At 69.1% G+C, this 18,933-nt stretch carries 12 protein-coding genes; 11 read left to right on the top strand and 1 reads right to left on the bottom strand.

Features of this window, described 5'->3' with window-relative positions; all coding sequences use genetic code 11:
- Positions 1-47: 47 nt before the first annotated feature.
- Together ACWPXK_RS17965 and ACWPXK_RS17960 are read left to right on the top strand one after the other, a co-directional pair.
- On the top strand, positions 48-632 hold the full coding sequence (locus tag ACWPXK_RS17965) for a TetR/AcrR family transcriptional regulator (protein ID WP_454197280.1): 585 nt from the start codon (positions 48-50) through the stop codon (positions 630-632).
- Complete coding sequence (locus ACWPXK_RS17960; protein WP_454197279.1) at positions 629-1,855, top strand: NADH:flavin oxidoreductase; 1,227 nt, start codon at positions 629-631, stop codon at positions 1,853-1,855. Before ACWPXK_RS17965 ends, ACWPXK_RS17960 begins: the two co-directional genes overlap by 4 nt.
- A gap of 40 nt (positions 1,856-1,895) precedes the next feature.
- Here the strand turns inward: ACWPXK_RS17960 and ACWPXK_RS17955 are convergent, their stop codons facing one another.
- The gene (locus ACWPXK_RS17955; protein WP_454197278.1) at positions 1,896-3,299 is read right to left on the bottom strand and encodes an aminotransferase-like domain-containing protein; all 1,404 of its coding nucleotides are present in this window, start codon (positions 3,297-3,299) and stop codon (positions 1,896-1,898) included.
- Positions 3,300-3,381: 82 nt separating this feature from the next.
- Here ACWPXK_RS17955 and ACWPXK_RS17950 point away from each other — a divergent pair, with 82 nt between their 5' ends.
- From ACWPXK_RS17950 to ACWPXK_RS17910, 9 genes are all read left to right on the top strand, one after another.
- Positions 3,382-3,729 carry a cupin domain-containing protein gene (locus ACWPXK_RS17950; RefSeq protein WP_454197277.1) on the top strand — a complete coding sequence of 116 codons (348 nt, stop codon included), beginning with the start codon at positions 3,382-3,384 and terminating at the stop codon, positions 3,727-3,729.
- A gap of 753 nt (positions 3,730-4,482) precedes the next feature.
- A complete protein-coding gene (locus tag ACWPXK_RS17945; RefSeq protein WP_454197276.1) occupies positions 4,483-4,752 on the top strand; it encodes an acyl carrier protein in 270 nt (89 codons plus the stop codon).
- Complete coding sequence (locus tag ACWPXK_RS17940) at positions 4,749-10,664, top strand: aminotransferase class III-fold pyridoxal phosphate-dependent enzyme (RefSeq protein WP_454197275.1); 5,916 nt, start codon at positions 4,749-4,751, stop codon at positions 10,662-10,664. The genes ACWPXK_RS17945 and ACWPXK_RS17940 overlap by 4 nt, the downstream gene beginning before the upstream one ends.
- Complete coding sequence (locus tag ACWPXK_RS17935; RefSeq protein WP_454197274.1) at positions 10,661-11,509, top strand: hypothetical protein; 849 nt, start codon at positions 10,661-10,663, stop codon at positions 11,507-11,509. Before ACWPXK_RS17940 ends, ACWPXK_RS17935 begins: the two co-directional genes overlap by 4 nt.
- Positions 11,506-11,760 (top strand): acyl carrier protein, encoded by a 255-nt coding sequence (locus tag ACWPXK_RS17930; protein ID WP_454197273.1) that lies wholly within the window; start codon positions 11,506-11,508, stop codon positions 11,758-11,760. Before ACWPXK_RS17935 ends, ACWPXK_RS17930 begins: the two co-directional genes overlap by 4 nt.
- Positions 11,757-13,505 carry an AMP-binding protein gene (locus ACWPXK_RS17925; protein ID WP_454197272.1) on the top strand — a complete coding sequence of 583 codons (1,749 nt, stop codon included), beginning with the start codon at positions 11,757-11,759 and terminating at the stop codon, positions 13,503-13,505. The genes ACWPXK_RS17930 and ACWPXK_RS17925 overlap by 4 nt, the downstream gene beginning before the upstream one ends.
- Positions 13,502-14,911, top strand: a complete 1,410-nt coding sequence (locus ACWPXK_RS17920; protein WP_454197271.1) for a cytochrome P450 — start codon at positions 13,502-13,504, stop codon at positions 14,909-14,911. Before ACWPXK_RS17925 ends, ACWPXK_RS17920 begins: the two co-directional genes overlap by 4 nt.
- Entirely contained in the window at positions 14,908-17,643 is a 2,736-nt protein-coding gene (locus ACWPXK_RS17915; RefSeq protein WP_454197270.1) for a PEP/pyruvate-binding domain-containing protein, read from the top strand. The genes ACWPXK_RS17920 and ACWPXK_RS17915 overlap by 4 nt, the downstream gene beginning before the upstream one ends.
- Complete coding sequence (locus ACWPXK_RS17910; RefSeq protein ID WP_454197269.1) at positions 17,640-18,932, top strand: aminotransferase class I/II-fold pyridoxal phosphate-dependent enzyme; 1,293 nt, start codon at positions 17,640-17,642, stop codon at positions 18,930-18,932. The genes ACWPXK_RS17915 and ACWPXK_RS17910 overlap by 4 nt, the downstream gene beginning before the upstream one ends.
- Position 18,933: the final 1 nt, after the last annotated feature.

Raw genomic sequence — 18,933 nt, 5'->3', positions numbered from 1 at the left:
TCAATCAATGATTGAAACATTGTTTGAACAGTGCTTCACTGGGTGGCATGACCGACCAGGCCACCACCGCGACGAGCACCCGCGAACGACTTCTTGCCGCGGCCGAACAACTGTTGCTGACCAGCCGATACGACGACGTGTCGGTGCGGAGTATCTGCGCCGAGGCCGGCGCCAATCCGGCCGCGGTGCACTACCACTTCGGGTCGAAGGACGCACTGGTCGCGGCGTTGCTCGAAGACCGATTGGGGCCGCGGTGGGCGAATCGGTTGTCGGCCGTGACCGCCGAGCACGGGTCGGTGGCCGATGTCGTCGATGCCGTCATCGCGCCCTTCGTCGAGTTGGCCGCCGATCCCGTGGGCCGATTGCATCTGCGTTTGCTGGCCCAGTTCGTCCTGGGGCGGCAGGTGACGGAGTGGCGTCAGCCGTGGTTCCGGATGGACTCGTGGATTGCCCTCTTACCAGAAGTAGACGAGCGGGAGAGCCGACGGCGCTGGCGGTTGGCCTTCGACTTGATCATCACGCGATTCGGTGGCGCTGGAACCAACGAGAGAGACATGTCGGACGAGGCGGTGACCTCCCTGCGTGACTTCGTCGTCGCCGGGCTGACCGCCGCCAAGGGAGAGCGGAAATGAACGACATATTCGCACCTGCCGAATTCGGGCCGATTACGTTGCGCAACAGGGTGATCAAAGCGGCGACATTCGAGGGCCGCACCCCCGACGCACTGGTCACCGAGGATCTGATCGAGTTCCACCGCGAGACCGCAGCGGGCGGAGTCGGAATGACGACGGTCGCCTACTGCGCCGTCGCGCCGGGTGGACGAACCGACCGGCATCAGATCTGGATGCGCCCGGAGGCGGTGCCGGGATTGCGCGAGTTGACCGACGCCGTCCATGCCGAGGGCGCCGCGGCGAGCGCGCAGATCGGACATGCCGGCCCGGTCGCCAACGCGAGATCCAACGGCTTTCCCGCGCTCGCTCCCAGCAGGATGATCAGCCCCCTCACGATGCGCTTCATGAAGGTGCCCGACGAGGATGACATTCGCGAAATCATCGCCGCGCACGCGAACGCGGCGAAACTGGCCGAGCAAGCGGGCTTCGACGCGGTGGAAATCCATTTCGGCCACAACTACCTGGTGAGCTCGTTTCTGAGCCCGAGGTTGAACCGGCGCACCGACGGGTACGGTGGCTCCACCGTCAACCGCGCCCGGCTGGCGCGCGAAATCGCCTGTGCGGTACGGGAAGCCGTGGATGACCGGCTCGCGGTGACCGCGAAGCTCAACATGGAAGACGGCGTGCCGGGCGGACTGACGGTGCCCGAGTCGCTGCAAGTGGCGGCGTGGCTGGAGGCGGACGGCACCCTCGACGCGCTGGAACTGACCGCTGGAAGTTCACTGCTCAACCCGATGTTGTTGTTTCACGGCCGAGCGCCCCGAAGGGAATTCGCGAATGTCCTTCCCGTACCGGCGCGCTGGGGATTCCGCCTGGTCGGCCGGGCCTTCCTGAAGGAGTACCCCTATCAGGACGGGTATCTGCTGGAGCGGGCACGCCACTTCCGCCGGGAGCTGTCGATGCCACTGATCCTGTTGGGCGGCATCACGAACCTCCACGCCATGCAACAGGCGATGACCGAAGGATTCGACTTCGTCGCGATGGGCCGGGCGCTGCTGCGGGAACCGAACCTCCTGCAGCGCATCCGATCCGACGCCACCACGCAGTCGGCCTGCGTCCACTGCAACGAATGCATGCCTACGATCTATACCCGCACCCGCTGCGTCTACCGCCCCGATCGAACCGGTGCGCCGATCCCGTTGACTCTGTCCGGCATGGACGGCGGACCGACGAACCAGGAATGAACCCTGCCGAGCGCTGAAACACGCTGGGCAAGCCGTCGGTTCAGATAGCCAGCGGCGGCGGTGCGGTCGCTGGTTGCGCAGGTGGGCGGTAGTTGTGCCAGGCGGTGGCGAGCCGCGCGACGGCTGCTGTGAGAGTGCTTTCCGGGTGGCGGAAGTGCAGGCGGATGTATTCGTCGCTGCCGCCGCTCACGTCGAGACCGTTGCCCGCGAGCACGGCGACACCGTGGCGGAGTGCGGTCTGGGCGAAGGAGTTGCCGTCGCCGTAAGGCAGTCGAACCCACAGGGTCTGGCCACCACGGACAGCCGACACCGTCCAGTCGGGAAGGTGTGCGCCCAGCGCACCCAGGAGCGCGTGGTGGCATGACTGCCGTTGTGCCGCATCGTTCGCGCACAGTAGGTCCAACTGTGGGACCAGCCGGGCCGCGGCGAGCTGGGCCGGTAGGTTTCCGCCGAGGTCGTGCACCGCCCGCAGGCGGGTGAGGCGTTCGATGACCGGGATCGGTGCGCGGATCCAGCCGATGCGCAAACCGCCCCAGATGCTCTTGCTCAACGAGCCGATGGAGATGACATCGTCCGAGTCGGCCGCGAACGGCGGCATCACCTCGTCCGGGAACCCGAGCTCGGCGAGCACCTCGTCAGCGATCAGCGGGACATCGGCGGCAGCGGCCACTTCGGCGATTCTGCGCCGGACCAGCCGGGAAAGGGTTGCGCCGGTGGGGTTCTGGAAAGTGGGAGTCAGGTAGCCGAAGGCTGGGCGGTGCGCTCGGACAGCCGCCTCGAACCCGGTGAACCCGACCGGCAGGGCATGCAAGACTGCCGCGTGTTCGCGGAATGCCTCGAGCGCACCCGGATAGGTGGGAGTCTCGAGCAGAACCCGATCACCGGGGGTGACGAACGCGCGAGCCAACAGCGACAGCGCTTGCTGACCGCCATTGGTGACGAGAATTCGATCGGCATGCGTCGGCGCCCCCAGCCGGGTATAGCGCTGGGCAATGGCCTCGCGGAGTATCGAACAACCGGCAGGGTGGTAGCCGATGTCAGCGGTTATCGATGCCAATTCGGGCAGCATCGCGGCGAACGCCGCGGTCACTTCCGGGGGTGGTGCGCTCGGCGCGGCACAAGCCACCGAGATCACCTGGGGATCCGGCTCCAGCAGATGCAGGAACATGGGCGCACTGGTGGTCTTCGGCGCCGCCGTCGGCGCACCGCCCGCGACGCGAGTTCCGCTGCCTCGGCGCCGCACGATCCGCCCTTCCCCCTCCAGCAGCCCGTAGGCAGCGACCACCGTACTGCGTCCGACGGAGAGAATCCGCGCGAAGACCCGATCCGGCGGCAACCTGGTTCCCGGCGGGAGCTCTCCCGTATCGATCAACTGCCGCAGCCGTGCCGCCAGCAGCAGATACAACGGACCGCGCCCCGTCGACCAACGACCGAGACGATGCATTACCTCAATTGGCTCCATCAGCAAACCAATTTTGCCGGATTGGACCTGGGCGCACCACCCCGAGCCGACCACCATGACTCACATGAGCGAAGAAGTGACCATCTCATCCGACCGAGCCGTCTCCATCTCCGACACCATCGCCACCTTGCCGGGGCCGTTCCAGCAACGCGAGTTGGCACAGGTCAACGACACCGTGGTCCGCACGGCCCGGATCGAGGGCGAGTTCCCCTGGCACCACCACGACGAAGACGAACTGTTCCTGTGCTGGGACGGCTCCTTCCGCATCGAACTCGAAGGCCGCGCACCCGTCACCCTCGCGGCCGGGGACATCTTCGTCGTCCCCAAAGGAGTTCGGCACCGCCCCGTCGCGGAGACTCGCGCCCACGTCCTGCTCATCGAACGACCCGAAACCAAGCAGTACGGAAACTGAATCGTGCTCGCTTGTGCGTCGACGTGAGTCGGGCCGGTGCGTGGTTGTGGCCAGTCACAGCAATTCCGCATACTGCGGCCCGGTAATGAAAGCCGTCACACACGCCCGCGACCCGAGAAGTTAGCTGGTCCTTCGAGTGGATGGGCAGGCCTGGTGCGGGCGCGAGGAGGCGGTTAAGTGACTTCATATTCTCGATGGAGTGCAGTAGGGATGAATTAAAGACGAAAATACCTATTGGTCGGTATTGATTACCACTTGTCCGCCCGATGAATGGGGTATGAACAGCAAATTTTCCACAAATGGCCACATTTCTGTACCGCACGGTAACAGTTGATTCCTTTGCGGGCCCATCCGACCCGCTGTCAAATCGTCTGAGACAGTGCTCACCCGATTCGGGCATTCGCTGACTTCTCGTTTGTCGCGGAAACCAAATCGGAAGAAATTAGCCAAACAGTTGCGATCGACGGAAACAGACTGCACCGCACCGGTTTTCACATTGCAGCTCGCATAATGCGGGTGTACAGATGTGAGAACGCGTGGCGGTGCGTCTGCACCCTCGCGCGGTATGACGGGACAGCGGGATACGGCAGTCCCGTTCGCGGATATCGGAGGGCATGTGATCGCGGACTCTGCGGGTGTCGAACCCTGCGCTGAACTGTGGAGATCCGGTTCGGAACAGTCGAAGGAGCGTCGAGGGACCCATATATCACGCATGGCGGGAAAAGCATGCGGCGCGGTGGAGGGGAACGCTCGATGAATGTATCCGGGGCCGTTGGCGAACGGGTGCACGCGTTGTTCTCACGCGGTTTGCACGTGGCCGAAATAGATATGGACACGCCATTGCTGGATTATGGCTTGGATTCCGTTCGGTCGGTGGAGTTGGTGATCGAGCTGGAGCGCGAGTTCGGTATCGCGATCTCCGACGAGGAGGCCGCGACGCTGCACACCACGCGCGACGTGATCGCCTGTGTGACGGCGAAGACGACGCGTATCCGAAGCGCAGAGGCCGGAGCGCGAGCGTGACCGTGCACCCCGGGGGGCACGAACAAGCGTCGCCCGCCACATCCGAGCTCTTCACCGATTTCGCCGAGTACAACCGGCCCGGCCTGGCCCAGTTGCTGCGGGCCTGTCACCTGGACATGGTGTATACCGCCGCTGAAGGCGACCACTTGGTCCGCGCCGACGGCAGCCGCGTCCTGGACCTGGTCGGCGGGTTCGGCGCCGCGCTGTTCGGGCACAACCATCCAGCGCTGGTACGAGCGGCGACGGCGCTGCTGAATCAACAGGCTCCCTTCGTGGCGCAGGGCAGTGTCCGGCCGGGCGCGGCGCGGCTGGCGCGGCGGCTGTCCGAGTCGGTCGGCGCGAGCACCGGCCGGGAGTACGTCGTCACCTTCGGATCCACCGGGGCGGATGCGGTCGAAGCGGCGATCAGGCACGCCGCGGTCGCACACGCGCGCGCCCTGTCCGAATTGGACGCCGAGATACGCCGCACGCTGCGCCGGCTGCACCGCGACGGCCTGCACGACGTGCGCCCATCCGTGCCCGCCGGCGACGCCGAGCCGCGGACGGCCGCGGCGGTGCTCACCGAGACGCTGGAGCACATCGCGCGGCTGCGCGAACGCGGGCCGGTGTTCGTCTCGCTGGCGGGCGCGTTCCACGGCAAGAGCGCCGGGGCCTTCGCGCTCACCGAACAGGCCGACACCCCGGCCGACCTGGTGGTGCCCGGCCCGGAGCGACGCAGACTCGACACCTGGACGCCGGACGAGGTCGCCGGCGCGTTCGCGGACGAGCTGCGCACGGTGGGCGTCATCGGCTTCGACGCCGCCGGAGCGCCCGTTCGCACCTGGCGGCGTCTGTCGCCGGTCGCCGCGGTGTTCGCCGAGCCCGTGCAGGGCGAAGGCGGCGTGCGCGAGGTCCCCGCCGACACCCTGCGGGCTCTACGCGAACTGGCGGACCGGCACGCGGCGGCATTGGTCTTCGACGAGATCCAGTGCGGCATGGGACGCACCGGCACGTTCCTGGCGTCGTCGCCGTCCGGGGTGCGCGCGGACTACTACCTGATGTCGAAATCGCTCGGCGGTGGACTGGTCAAGATCGCCGCGCTGCTGGTCGACCGTCGGCACTCGGTCGCCGACTTCGGGCGCTATCACACCTCCACCTTCGCCGACGACGAGCTGTCCGCGACGGTCGCGGACGCCGCACTGGACCTGTTGCGCGACAACCAGATCCGGATCAGCGACGCGGGGTCCCGGCTCCGCTCGCGACTGGACGCGGTGGCCCGCCGCTGGCCGAAGGAGATCGTGGCCGTGCGCGGGCGCGGTCTTCTCCAAGGAGTGGAGTTGCGGGTACCCGAGCCGGAATCCGCGCTGCTGCGCGAGATCTGCGCGCCCGACCTCTTCGGCTACGTGGTGGCCGGATACCTGTTGCACCGCCACGCGATCCGCATGCTGCCGACGCTGTCGGCGCCGACCACACTGCGCGTTCAGCCCTCGGCCTTCGTCAGCGACAGCGACCTCGCCCGGCTGGCCGCGGCGCTGGACGACCTCGCTGCGCTGCTGCACCGCGGCCAGTACGCCCGGCTGCTGGCGCACTTGGCCGCACCGGTCAGCACCGAAACCACGGCCCTGGACCGCGCGCCACTACCGCGGCGCGACGACGCCGCACCGGCACGGGACCGGCACGAACCGATCAGGGTGGCTTTCCTGGCAAACCTGCCCGAAACCGCGGATCTGCGCCGGTTCGCTCCCGAATTGGCGGAATGGACCGACGCGCAGTTCGCCGCGCTCTTCGAGCGTCTGCGGGCGGTGGCCGATCCGTTCGAACTGACCAGGCAGACGGTCACCTCGCCGACCGGCGCCGAGGTCGAGCTGCTGCTGATCGCGGTGCCGCTGACGGCCGAGCAGATCGTCGCGCACCAGCGCGCCGGTGAGCGCACCTACGTGCGGGATCTGGTGTGGCTCGCGGTCGAACAGGCGATCGCAGCCGGAGCCCGAGTGATCGGTCTGGGCGGCTATACGTCGATCGTCACCGACGCCGCGCGCGAGGTCGCGGAGGACACCGTCACCGTGACCTCCGGCAATTCGCTCACGGCGGCCTGTGCCTATGCGGTGCTGCATGCCGAACTGGCCGCTCTCGCGCCGGGACAGCGGCGGGTCGGCATCCTCGGAGCGCTCGGCAACATCGGCGCGGTCATGGCCGAACTTCTTGCGCCGCTCGCGGATTCACTGGTTCTGGTGGGCAGGCCCGGCGCCGGAGCACGGCTGCGCCGGGTGGCCGCCGGACTGCCCGGCGAGGTCGTCGTGAGCGAGGATCTCGCCGCGCTGCGCGACTGCCGGGTCGTGGTGACCGCGACCAACGCGGCCGCGCCACTGGTCACCTCCGAGCATCTCGCCACCGATCACCCCGTGCTGATCTGCGATCTGGCCGTGCCCGGCGATGTGGACCCGGCGGTGGCCGAGCACCCGCACGTCACCCTGGTCGGCGGCGGCCGCATGGCGCTGCCGCTCGGCCAGACCCCACCCTTTCCGGAAACCGGGCTACCCGCCGGGATCGTGTACGCGTGCATGGCCGAGACGCTGCTGCTCGGCTTCGAGCCGCGCACCGCGAGCCCGTCCTACGGCGCGCTCACCGCCGCGGGCGTCCGCGAAGCGCGGGAACTGGCCGCCCGCCACGACGTTCGCCCGGTTCTGCTGCCGACAGGAGCCACCACCGTGATCACCCCCACCACCGCGTCCGGTCCCGCACCGATGTTCCTCGGTGCGGCCGACTTCACCCCGTCCCGGGCGGGCGCCAAGGCCGCGACCCTGCACGAGTTGCTGTCCGACGGATTCGCCGTCCCACCCGGCTTCGTCGTGCCCGCCGACCTGGACTTGGACGCCGTCTCCGACGACGAGCTGACCGGCTGGGTGCGCGCGATCGGCGGATTCCCGGTGGCCGCGCGCTCCAGCGGCGTGCTCGAGGATCTCGACGACGCCAGTTTCGCGGGACAGTACGAGTCCTACCTGGACATCACCGACGCGGCCGCGCTTCGCACACACATCGAACAGTGCCGGGCGTCGGTGCGCAATGAACGGGTGCGGGCCTATCTGTCTCGGCACGGTATGGCCGAGGCGGACGCGACGGTCGCCGTCCTGGTGCAGCGCATGGTCGAAGCGCGTTGTGCCGGCGTGGGTTTCAGCATCGATGCGCTTTCGGGCATCGAGGAGCACGCGGTGGTGGAGACCTGCCACGGCGTGGGCGAGCGCCTGGTCTCCGGACAGGTCGCACCCACGCGCTACACCCTGCGGCTGTCCGACGGAGGCGTGGTGGCGCGCGACGCGGGGCAGGAGGACGTCCACCTGGACGCCGCCGACACCGCGGCGCTGGCCGAGCTGCTGCTCACCGTGCAGGCGCGCCGGCATCGACCGCAGGACATCGAGTGGGCGATCGACGGCGACGGCGCACTGTGGCTGCTGCAGTCACGCGCGGTCACCGCGATCAGCTGGCGCACCGACATCGACCAGTTCTCCGATGCGGATCTGCGGGACGGCGGCGTCTCGGCACGGGTGTGCACACCGATGATGTTCTCGTTGTACGACAACGCCTTCCAGTACTCGATGCAGCGGTTCTTCGAGGGGCTCGGGCTGGCCGAGCCGGGGGAGGAGCCGGACTGGATGGCGATGTACTACGGCCGGGCCTACTGGAACGTGAGCGCGGTGAAGCAGTGCTTCCGGCGCATTCCCGGCTTCGACGAGCAGCATTTCGACGACGATCTCGGCGTTCTCAACGAATACGGCCCGCAGGGACCGATTCGCACCCCGAACACGCCGTTGACGATTGCCCGCGCGCTGCCCGTCGCCCTGGCCGTACAGCGCAGCTACCGCGCGCAGCTCGACGCGGTAGACGCGTTCGCCGCGAGCTGGCCCGCCAAGTACGAGGCCTGGCGGGAACGGGTACGCGCGCTTCCGCACACCGACGAGGCGACCTTCGCCGCCGACCTGGCCGACTGCCTGCTCACCGTGCACGCCGCCACCGAGCGCACCTACTTCACCACCATCTACCACAACTCCAGCCTGCAAACCGATTTCAAACAGCTGCTGGACAAAGTGGACGCGGCGACCGGAGCCACCACCCGGGCCATCGCCCTCATGGGCGGGCTCGCCGAGATCAGCCACATGGCGCTGCAACGCGGCATCGTCGAATTGCACCGAGTGGCAAGGGAATCCGGGCTCGACAGCCCGGCATGGGACGAGGCGCTCGCGGCTTTCCTCGACGAGCAAGGCTTCCACGCCGACGCCGAACTCGACCTGACCTGCCCGCGCTGGTCGGAGGACCCGCAGCGCGTGCGAACGATGATCGCGGTGATGCTCGACCACGGCACCGTGCCGGCCGATCCCGCGACCACCCTGGTGGAGCAGCGCAAACGCTACGAGTCCGAACTCGCCGCGGTGCGTGCCCGGGTCCGCGCCCGGCCGACGACGCGGGTGCGGTACGCCAAGGCGCTGGACAAGCAGATCGAGCGGATGCGGCGTTATCTGGTCGCCCGCGAGCGGATGCGCGAATTCTCCGCGCAGTGCTACGCCGTGGTCCGCGCCTACGTGGTGGAAGCCGGTACGCGGCTGGCCGCCGCAGGCGTGCTGGACGACGCCGACGACGCCTTCCAGTTGACCATCCACGAGTTGACCGATCTGGTCGCGGGCCGAGTGGCCGCCGCCGACCTCGCGCCCGAGATCGCCTACCGACGTGCGATGTACGCGGGCTACCGCGATCTGACGCCGCCGCACGAACTCGGCGGCGGGGTGACCGTCGCGGCGGTGCGCACGGTGGGCGACGGCGACCTGTCCGGCCTCGGGTGCAGTCCGGGCGTGGCCGAGGGCACGGCCCGCGTGATCACCTCGCTCGACCACATCGACCAGCTGCGCGAGGGTGACATCCTCGTCACGCGGTTCACCGATCCGGGCTGGACGCCCGCGCTGGGGTTGGTGGCGGGTGTGGTCACCGAGGTGGGCGGCATGCTGTCGCACGCGGCCGTGATCGGACGCGAGTACGGCATTCCGGCCGTGTTGAACGTGGCGGGGGCGACCACGGCGGTGCGATCGGGTCAGCGCATCCGGGTCGACGGCGGCGCGGGTCTGGTGCAGCTCTTGGACGCCGGCGACCCGGCGGACGAACCCACCGTGACCGAGCCGGTCTCCCACGCGCCGCGACCGGACGCCGCGACTTCTGAAGCGCTGGAAGCGGGCCCGCCGCCAGTCCGGCTGATACCGGCCACGACAACGGATTTCACCTCACCGCCGCGCATCCCGCGCGGCTCGGGAAAGGACACGACACTGACCGCACGCAAACGCCTCATCTGCCTCGCGGGTGGCGACGGTTCGGGCAAGACAACCCAGGTGGCCAGGATCGCCGCCGAGTTCGAGGCGCAGGGACACAGTGTTGCCGCGGTGACGATCTGGGACGCGTTCCTCGACCCGAAGATCTCCTCGAAACTTCCCTGGGCCAGCCCGGCCGAGATCTACGGCTACCTCCAGTTGCTCACCCCGCTCAGCCGCGCGCACTTCCTGTTCCACGCCATGCAGCTGTCACTGGACCTGGCCGCCGAACGCGACGCGGACATCGTGCTCGCCAACGCCTACTGGTACAAGTACTACGCCACCGAAGTCGCGCACGGCGGCGATCCGGCCGTGCTGCGCAGTCTGGCGGCGGGTTTCCCGGAACCCGACCGCACCTTCTACCTCGCGGTGCGGCCGCAGGACGCGCTGGCCCGCAAGCGATTGCGCAGTGACTACGAGAGCGGCTACGGCGACGAGGAGTCGTTCCTGGCTTTTCAGCAGCGCAGCCACGAGGCGCTCGACGCGCTGTCGGAGGAGCTCGGCTGGATCCGCCTCGACGGCGCCGCGGCGCCCGCCGAGGTAACCCGCGCCGTGCTCACCCAGCTACGCGAGGACGACCGGTGAACGGCCGCAGAGTGGCCCTGGTCGGCATCGACGGCGCGGGCAAGTCCTCGGTGCTGGCCGGGCTGCGAGCGCTGGCCGAGCCGGCCGGTGTCGGCCGGTTCGCCTCGATGACCTGCCCCGACTTCCACGACACCAGGGACGTCCCGCTCGCGGATCTGTCCCGGCAACTCAGGGCGTTCAGCGTCGGCTGCGACGAGATCGGTGACGTGGCGATGAAGGCCACCGCGATGTACCTGCAGATGACCTTGTTCGGCCCGGTCGAGCAGCACTTCCTGCGCACCTGGTCACCGGATGTGCTGGTCTGCGAACGACATCCGCTGATCGAACTGCTGGTCTACGGCCCGCTGTACGTGGCGCTGGCGGGCACCGACGGACGCTGCCGCGAGCGGGAGGACGAGATCGCCGCGGTGCTGGAACGGTATCGGCCCGGCACCTTCGCCGACATCCTGGCTTGGCAGCATGCTCAGGCGGCGCGGCTGGGCAGTTCGCCGGACCCGTGGCTGCTGCTGTCGGAGATCGCGGAGCTGGTGGAACGCGACATCTCCGGCGCGGTGTCCGGTTTCGCCGAGCGGTTCCGGACCACATTGCCCGATGCGGTGCTGTGGCTGGACGCGCCACCCGAGCAGGCCGCGGCGCGCTGCGTGCAGCGGTCGGCGCACGGGCCCGTCGAGGCCCATGAGACGGCCGAGCGGCTGACCGCTCTGCGCACCGGCTACGAGCGAGTGCGCGAAACCCTCGCGACCGCGTTCCCCGAGGTGGGATTCCACCGCATCGACACCGGCGATGGCGTCGACCTCGAGGAATCGGTGCGCGCCTGCGTGATGGAAGGGAAGTTGCTGGGATGAGCACGCGCGGTGATATCGGCGCGGCCGATCTGGAGGCGCGGGTACGCGCGATCGTCGGGGAGGTGCTCTGGGTGCCCGCCGCCGAGCTGGACCCGGCGGCGCCGTTGATCGACTACGGACTCGACTCGCCGACCGCCATCGAACTGACCATTCAGCTGGAACAGGCCTTCGCCGTGACCATTCCTGAGGATGTCGCCGTCCGGCTCACCACGGTCGACACGATCGTGCGATACGTCGAGGAGCAGGCATGACCACACCATCCGATGCACTGCGCCCCGCACACGAGAGCATCGTGCACGCCCTGCTGACGGGCGGCGAGCGGGGCGCGGCAGCGGCGTCGACGATCATCATGGCCGAGCGTGCCGCAGCACCCGACGCCGACGAGATCTCGTGGCGGCACGACGATCTCGTGGACGTGGCCAGCCGGGCGGCGGCCGGGCTGGCCGACGCCGGAGTGCGCCAGGGCGACCGGGTGCTGCTGTGCCTGCCCACTTCGGCGGAGTTCGTCACGGCGTTCTTCGGCGCACTGCTGCTCGGCGCGGTGCCCACCGCGATCGCCACCCCCGGCGGATTCGGGGCAGCGGAGATCTTCCTGGACCGATTCACCCGGCTGCTGTCCTACCTGGAACCCGCGGCCGTGGTGGCCGCCGGACCGGTGCTGGCCGGTATGCCGCTACCCGGGTCGGTGGCGGCGATCGATGCCACGGCGTTGCACGCCCTCGCCAGCGCACCGGATACGCCCGCGCTCGCGCCCCGCCTGCCCGCACCGGACGATCTCGCGTTCATCCAGGCCACTTCCGGCTCGACCGGCACACCGAAGGGAGTCCAGGTCACCCACGCGAATCTGGCCGCCAATTGCGAGCAGATCGCCCGCGCCGCCGCGATAGGTTCCGGCGACACCTGGGTGAGCTGGCTGCCGCTGCACCACGACATGGGCCTGATCGGCGGCTTCCTGACGCCGCTGTTCCGCGGTGTCGACGCGGTGCTGATCCCACCGAGCCGCTTCCTGCGTCATCCGGCCGACTGGCTGCGCGCGGTTCACCGGCATCGGGGAACGCTCACCGCGGCACCGAATTTCGCCTACGGCTATGCCGCGGCGCGGATCGCCGACAGCGAACTCGACGGGGTGGACCTGTCCACGTGGCGGTTCCTGTTCTGCGGCGCGGAACCGATCCATCCGGCGACGGTGCGGCGGTTCGTCGACCGGTTCCGCGCCTGGGGACTTCCGTCCGATGCACTCGTGCCCTGCTACGGGCTGGCCGAGGCGTCGCTCGCGGTGACGGTGTCACGGCCGCGGGCGCCGATCGCCTACGACTCGGTCTCGCGCCGAGCGCTCGCCGAAGACAATGTGGCCGTGGATGTTCCGGCTGGCGATGGCGATGCACTCGACATCGTCGACTGCGGCGCGCCCGTGGCGGGCACCGAGGTCAGGATCCTGGACGAGAACGGTGCGCCGCACGGCCCGGATCTGGTCGGCCGCGTGCAATTCCGCGGACCGTCGACCACGCCGGGCTACTTCCGGTTGCCCGAGGCCACCGCGGCCACACGTGTGGACGGCTGGTGGGACACCGGCGATATGGGCTACCTGCGGAATGGGCGACTGCGGATCACGGGGCGTCGCAAGGACCTGATCATCATCCGCGGTGCGAACTATCTGCCCACCGACTTCGAGATCGCCGCCGAACAGGTGCCGGGCGTCCGGCCCGGCGGTGTGGTCGCGGTGGGAGTGACCGACGCCGAAGGCATGTCGGAGGAATTGCATCTGATCGTCGAATCTTCGCTGGCGCCGGATGAATTCGATGCGCTGGCCCGTGCGGTACGCGCCGCGGTGAGCAAACGCACCGGGGTGCTGGCCGCGGGCGTACGAATTGTCGCGCCGCGCAGCATCCCCAAAACCACTAGCGGCAAAGTGCAGCGCGCCGCGGCACGGCACCTGCTCGAGGACGATCCGGACGCGCTCGTCGGTGCCGGGCACGGGGGAGACACGGCGCGATGACACTGCTGACCCGAAACGGCGACCGCCGCTTGGACGGTCCTGTCCTGAGACATCCACTCGGCGCGTATCCCGACTATCGGGCCGACCCGCTCACCTTGTTCTACGATTCCGCGCTCGCCTACGGCAGCGTGCGGCTGCGGCTGGCGAACCAGCACGTGCACCTGCTGGTCGAGCCTGAGCACATCGAACAGGTGCTGGTGACCCACGCGACACGATACGAGAAGGGGATCAGCTACCGGAGCCTGAACCATCTGCTCGGCCCCGGCCTGCTGACCAGCGGCGGCGAATTGTGGAAACGCCAGCGCGCCTTGATCAAACCGGCCTTCGCGCGGCGCCACGTGGAGACCGAGATCCCGCTGACGGTCGAGTGCGGGCAACGGATGCGTGCCCGCCTGGACGCGCGCGCCGCGGCGGGCGCGGCGTTCGACCTGGTGCCCGAGGTGATGGGGTTCGCCGCCGACGTGGTGTGCCGCGCGGTGCTCGGCGCGGACATCGACGGTGTGCTCCCGCAGATCGAAGACGATGTGCGCCAGGGTGTTTCCTGGGTGATGCGGCACATGGCCGCACCGATCCAGGTGCCGCCGCAGGTGCCGACGCCGGGCAATCGGCGGCTGCACGGCGTGCGGCGGCGGCTGCACCACGTGGTGGACGAGGTGATCCGGCGGCATCGGCACACCGACGGTGACGCCCACTCGCTGCTGGCCCGGCTGCTCGCCGCGCGCGACGACGCCGGGCACGCGATGGACGACGCGCAACTGCGGCACGAGGTGCTGACCTTCCTGCTGGCAGGTCACGAGACCACCGGAGGGGCGCTGGCCTGGACGGTCTACGAGCTGTGCCGCAATCCCGCCGCGCTCGACCGGGTGCGCGCCGAGATCGACGCGCTACCGGGCGCACTGGACGATCCGGACGCCATGCAGGCCGCGCTGCCCGAGTTGGAGTACACCGGGCGCGCGATCGACGAGGCGATGCGCCTGCACCCTCCGGCGTGGGCATTCAGCCGCACCGCGCTCGAGCCGGACAGCTTCGACCGGTTCGACCTGCGTCCCGGCGCGATCGTGGTGATCAGTCCGTTCGTCAATCATCGGCTGCCCCGGTTCTGGGACTCGCCGCTGACCTTCGACCCCGACCGGTTCACCAAAGAGCGGAACCGGGCGCGTCCGCCGTTCCGGTACTTCCCCTTCGGCTGGGGTGCACATCTCTGCGTGGGGCAGCAGATGGCGCTGATCGAGATCCGCGTGGGTCTCGCAATGCTGCTGTCCCGCTACGACATCGAACTGGTGAACGGGATGCGGGTGCGCGAGCACCCCGAGATCTCGAACACCCCCGACCCGGTCCTGGTCCGGCTGACCCGGCGCGAGCGCGCCGCCGCGGCAACTCCGGCCAGACAGGAGGCCGCCCGATGACCAGTACCACCACCGGCGCGATACTGCGCGCCGAAACCCTCGCCACGGACCCGGCGGCCGACGCGCACGCGGGCGCCAAGGCCGCCAACCTCGCCAGGCTGCACGCCGCCGGGCGTCGAGTACCGCCGTTCGCGGTGTTGAGCACGGACGCGTGCGCGCGGGTGCTTGCCCCGGCGGCCGATTCCATCGCCGACCTGCTCGCGGGTCTCGACCCGGACGACCCCGCGACGCTTCGGGCCGTCTCGACGCGGATCCGTGCGCTCGTCGAGGGGCTGACACTGCCCGCGGACATCGCGGCCGAGCTCGATGCCGTGGTCGCCGAAATGTCCACCGCATCCACGGCCGACGTGCGCTTCGCGGTGCGCTCGTCGGTGCGCGGCGAGGATTCGGCCACCGATTCCTTCGCCGGGCAGCTCGACACGGTGCTCAACGTCGCCGCGGCGGGCCTGGCTGCCGCGATCGGCACTGTCCTGGCCTCCGCCTGGTCGGAGCGTGCGCTGTTCTACCGGGCGCGCCGTGGTCTCGATGCCACACCGATCGCCTGCGCCGTCGTGGTGCAGGTGCTGCTCGACAGCGCCGTTTCCGGGGTGGTGTTCAGCTGCAATCCGCAGACCGGGGATCCGTCCGAGGCGGTCGTCGCGGCGGCGCTCGGGTTGGGCGAGGGCGTGGTGGCGGGAACGGTGGACTGCGACACCTACTTCGTCGATCGCGACACCCGTGCCATCACCTCGCGAGTCGTCGTCGACAAGCACAGCCGCGTGATGCCGTCGCAGGACGGTGCGGGCACCGCCGTCGAAGACCTCGGCGACCCGGTGCGCACCGCCGCGCTGTCCGACGCGCAGATCCTCGAATTGGCCGAGACAGCAGGGGAACTCGCCGACCGTTTCGGCGCGCCACAGGACATCGAATTCGCTTACACACCCGACGGGCGGCTGCATCTGTTGCAGGCCAGGCCGGTCACCGTGACCGGTGCGGGGGAAACGATCTTCGACAACGTCAACGTCGCCGAATCGTATCCGGGACTGTCGAGTCCACTCACCTTCTCCGTCCTGCGGGCGGCCTACGAGCAGGTCTTCCGTGCCTGCCACCGGGATTTCGGCGCCACCGCGCGGATCGTGGAGCGCAACGGCGCCGATCTGTACCCCTATCTGGTCGGCACGGCGCGCGGCCGGATTTACTACAACATCAGCAACTGGTACCGGCTCTTCCTCGAGATCCCCGGTATGGAATTCGCCATCGAGGGCTGGGAGGCCGCACTCAACATCGAGAACCGCTACCGGCGACCGGACGCGCCCGTCCGTGGCATCGCCCGGGTGCGCGCGACCGCCTTGCGGATACGGGTCTTCGCGATCATCCTGCTCGGCTGGGTGCGGCTGCCCAAGCGGCTGCGCGCGTTCTTCACCGAACTGGCGGCGGCCACCGCCGACCTCGATCGCCGCCTGAGCCCGGACACGCCGGAGCGCGAACGTGACGCACAGGCGTTGCTGGCCTGGACGGAACGCTTCTTCGCCGAGCTCGTGCCGGCGTATTCGGTGCAGATCTTCAACGACTTCCTCGCCCAGCAGATGTTCCATGTGGTCGGTCTGCAGCTGCGCCGGGCGGGCTTGGCCGAGGACGCGGCGCTCATCTTGCGCAACGAGTTGTTCTGCGGTGAGGACGGTGTCGACAGCGTCGACCCGGTGCGGTCGGCGCTCGCGCTCACCACCCGGGTGCGCACCGATCCGGCGCTGCGCGCACTGTTCGAGGGCCCCGCCACCGCGCGCGAGGTGTGGACGGCGTTGTCGGAGGACCGGTTCGCGGACTTCCGCGCCGCCTGCCTACGCCACATCGCGGAGTTCGGCGACCGCACCGTGGACGAGCTCAAGCTGGAGACCGATCCGCTGGGCGAACACCCCGAGCGTCTGGTGCCGATGCTGCGCAACTACCTGCGCGGTGGGCAGAACGCCGACGACATGATCGCGCGGGAACAGGCCATCCGCCGCGCGGCGGAGCAAACGGCCGCCGAACTGTTCGCGGGTAAAGCCATACAGCGCGCAGCCTTCCGGCTCACGCTCCGCTTGGCGCGCGAACACGTGAAGCAGCGGGAGAACATGCGGCTGGGCCGCAGCCGCTCTTTCGGCTTGGTGAAGCGGGTGTTCCGCGAGTACGGCAGACAACTGCATACGGCAGGCCTGCTGGACGATCCACGTGATGTCTTCTGGCTCACCTACGAGGAGATCGCCGCACTCACCCGCGGCACCGCGGTGGACACCGACGCCGCCCGCACCGTGGCCCTGCGCAAGGCCGACCACGATCGCTGGCGTGCGCAACGACTGCCCTCCCGCATCGTCACCACCGGGATCGCCGCACAAGGCATCGTCGACCCCACGCTGGAGGAACCGGACGAAGGTGCCGTTGCCGGCGGCCGCGTTCTGCGCGGAATCGGTTGTGCCCCCGGCCGTGTCGAAGCCCCGGCGCTGGTGCTGCGCACCCCTGACCCGGACGTGGCGATCGATGGACAGGTCCTGGTGGCGTCCACCACCGACCCGGGATGGGTGTTCCTCATGGTCGCCGCGGGCGGGCTGGTGAGCGAGCGAGGCAGCCTGTTGTCGCACACGGCCATCATCGGACGTGAACTCGGCATCCCCACGGTCGTCGGCGTCCCGGGCGTCACCCAACTGGTCGCCAACGGCGACGTACTGGTGCTGGACGGCCGGGCCGGAACCGTCACGCTCGGACAGGAGCAGCCATGACCGCGCCCGATCTCGCCCATGGCGAGAACTTCAGCCTCGAACACTATCTCGACCCCGCGGCACACACCTTCGAACAGCGTTTCGCGGAGTTCCGCCCCTACGCCGACCACGCCCGCGGCAGCGGATTCGTGCTGCGCGAAGTGGCCGGTCCTTCCGGCGCGGTCGTGCCGGTGCGCGATCCGGCGACCGGCGTGACCGACGAGTTGATCATGCTCGGGTCCAACAACTACCTCGGTCTGGGCAATGAACCGCGGATCGCCGAGGCAGCCATCGCGGCGATCCGGGAATACGGTGTGGGACACGGCGGCCCGCCGCTGCTCAACGGCACCACCACGTTGCACCGGCGGCTCGAGGAAAGGCTGGCCGAGCTGAAGGGCAGCGAGGCGGCCATGGTGTTCTCCTCCGGCTACGCCGCCAACGTCGGCTGGGTGACCGGTCTGCTGCGCAAGGGCGACGTGCTGCTCTACGACGAGCAGAGCCACGCGAGCCTCTACGACGGCATCCAGCTCGGCCGGGTGCGTTCGATGGCCTTCGCACACAACGATCTACGCCACCTGCGCCACCGGCTGATGCAGATCAGGTGGCGTAATCCGGGCGCGAATGTCGTGGTGGCCGTCGAGGGCGTGTACTCGATGGACGGCGATATCGCCCCGCTACCGGAGATCCGCGCACTGTGCGACGCGTTCGGCGCATGGCTGGCGGTGGACGACGCGCACGGCACCGGTGTGCTCGGCGCACGCGGGCACGGCACCGCCGAGCACTTCGGGCTCGGGCCGGGTGCCGTCGAGCTGTCCATGGGCACGTTCTCGAAGGTCTTCGCGGGCACCGGGGGTTTCGTGACCGGCTCCAGGGACCTGGTGGACACGCTGCGCTTCTTCGCTCGTTCCTACATGTTCTCCGCCGCGCTCGCGCCGCCGGTGGTCGCGGCGGTGCTCGCCGGGATCGACTTCCTGGCCGAGCATCCCGAGCGGGTCCGGCAACTGCACGACAACGTGGCGTATTTCGTGCGCGGGTTGCGCGCCATGGGTTTCGCGGTGGATCCGCAGACCGCGATCATTCCGATCCTGGTGCCGCAGCGCCTCGCCGTCGCGGACGTGGTCACCGCTCTGCACCGCGAGGGCGTGTTCGTCAACGGCGTCGAATTCCCGGCGGTGCCCCGCGACCAGCAGCGCCTGCGGATCAGCATGATGGCCACCCTCACCCAGGACCACCTCGATCGCGCGCTGGACCGGATCGACACCGTCGCCCGCCGCTTCGGCTTCCATCCCGAACAGGAAGGGATCGCCTGAT

The sequence above is a fragment of the Nocardia sp. Marseille-Q1738 genome (genome assembly GCF_965283145.1).
This window is presented reverse-complemented; position numbering and strand designations above follow the sequence as displayed.

Bases quoted from the DNA above. Each gene is read 5' to 3' on its own strand.
- ACWPXK_RS17965 (WP_454197280.1), top strand. From the start codon at position 48: ATGACCGACCAGGCCACCACCGCGACGAGCACCCGCGAACGACTTCTT.
- ACWPXK_RS17960 (WP_454197279.1), top strand. From the start codon at position 629: ATGAACGACATATTCGCACCTGCCGAATTCGGGCCGATTACGTTGCGC.
- ACWPXK_RS17955 (WP_454197278.1), bottom strand. From the start codon at position 3,299: ATGCATCGTCTCGGTCGTTGGTCGACGGGGCGCGGTCCGTTGTATCTG.
- ACWPXK_RS17950 (WP_454197277.1), top strand. From the start codon at position 3,382: ATGAGCGAAGAAGTGACCATCTCATCCGACCGAGCCGTCTCCATCTCC.
- ACWPXK_RS17945 (WP_454197276.1), top strand. From the start codon at position 4,483: ATGAATGTATCCGGGGCCGTTGGCGAACGGGTGCACGCGTTGTTCTCA.
- ACWPXK_RS17930 (WP_454197273.1), top strand. From the start codon at position 11,506: ATGAGCACGCGCGGTGATATCGGCGCGGCCGATCTGGAGGCGCGGGTA.
- ACWPXK_RS17925 (WP_454197272.1), top strand. From the start codon at position 11,757: ATGACCACACCATCCGATGCACTGCGCCCCGCACACGAGAGCATCGTG.
- ACWPXK_RS17920 (WP_454197271.1), top strand. From the start codon at position 13,502: ATGACACTGCTGACCCGAAACGGCGACCGCCGCTTGGACGGTCCTGTC.
- ACWPXK_RS17915 (WP_454197270.1), top strand. From the start codon at position 14,908: ATGACCAGTACCACCACCGGCGCGATACTGCGCGCCGAAACCCTCGCC.
- ACWPXK_RS17910 (WP_454197269.1), top strand. From the start codon at position 17,640: ATGACCGCGCCCGATCTCGCCCATGGCGAGAACTTCAGCCTCGAACAC.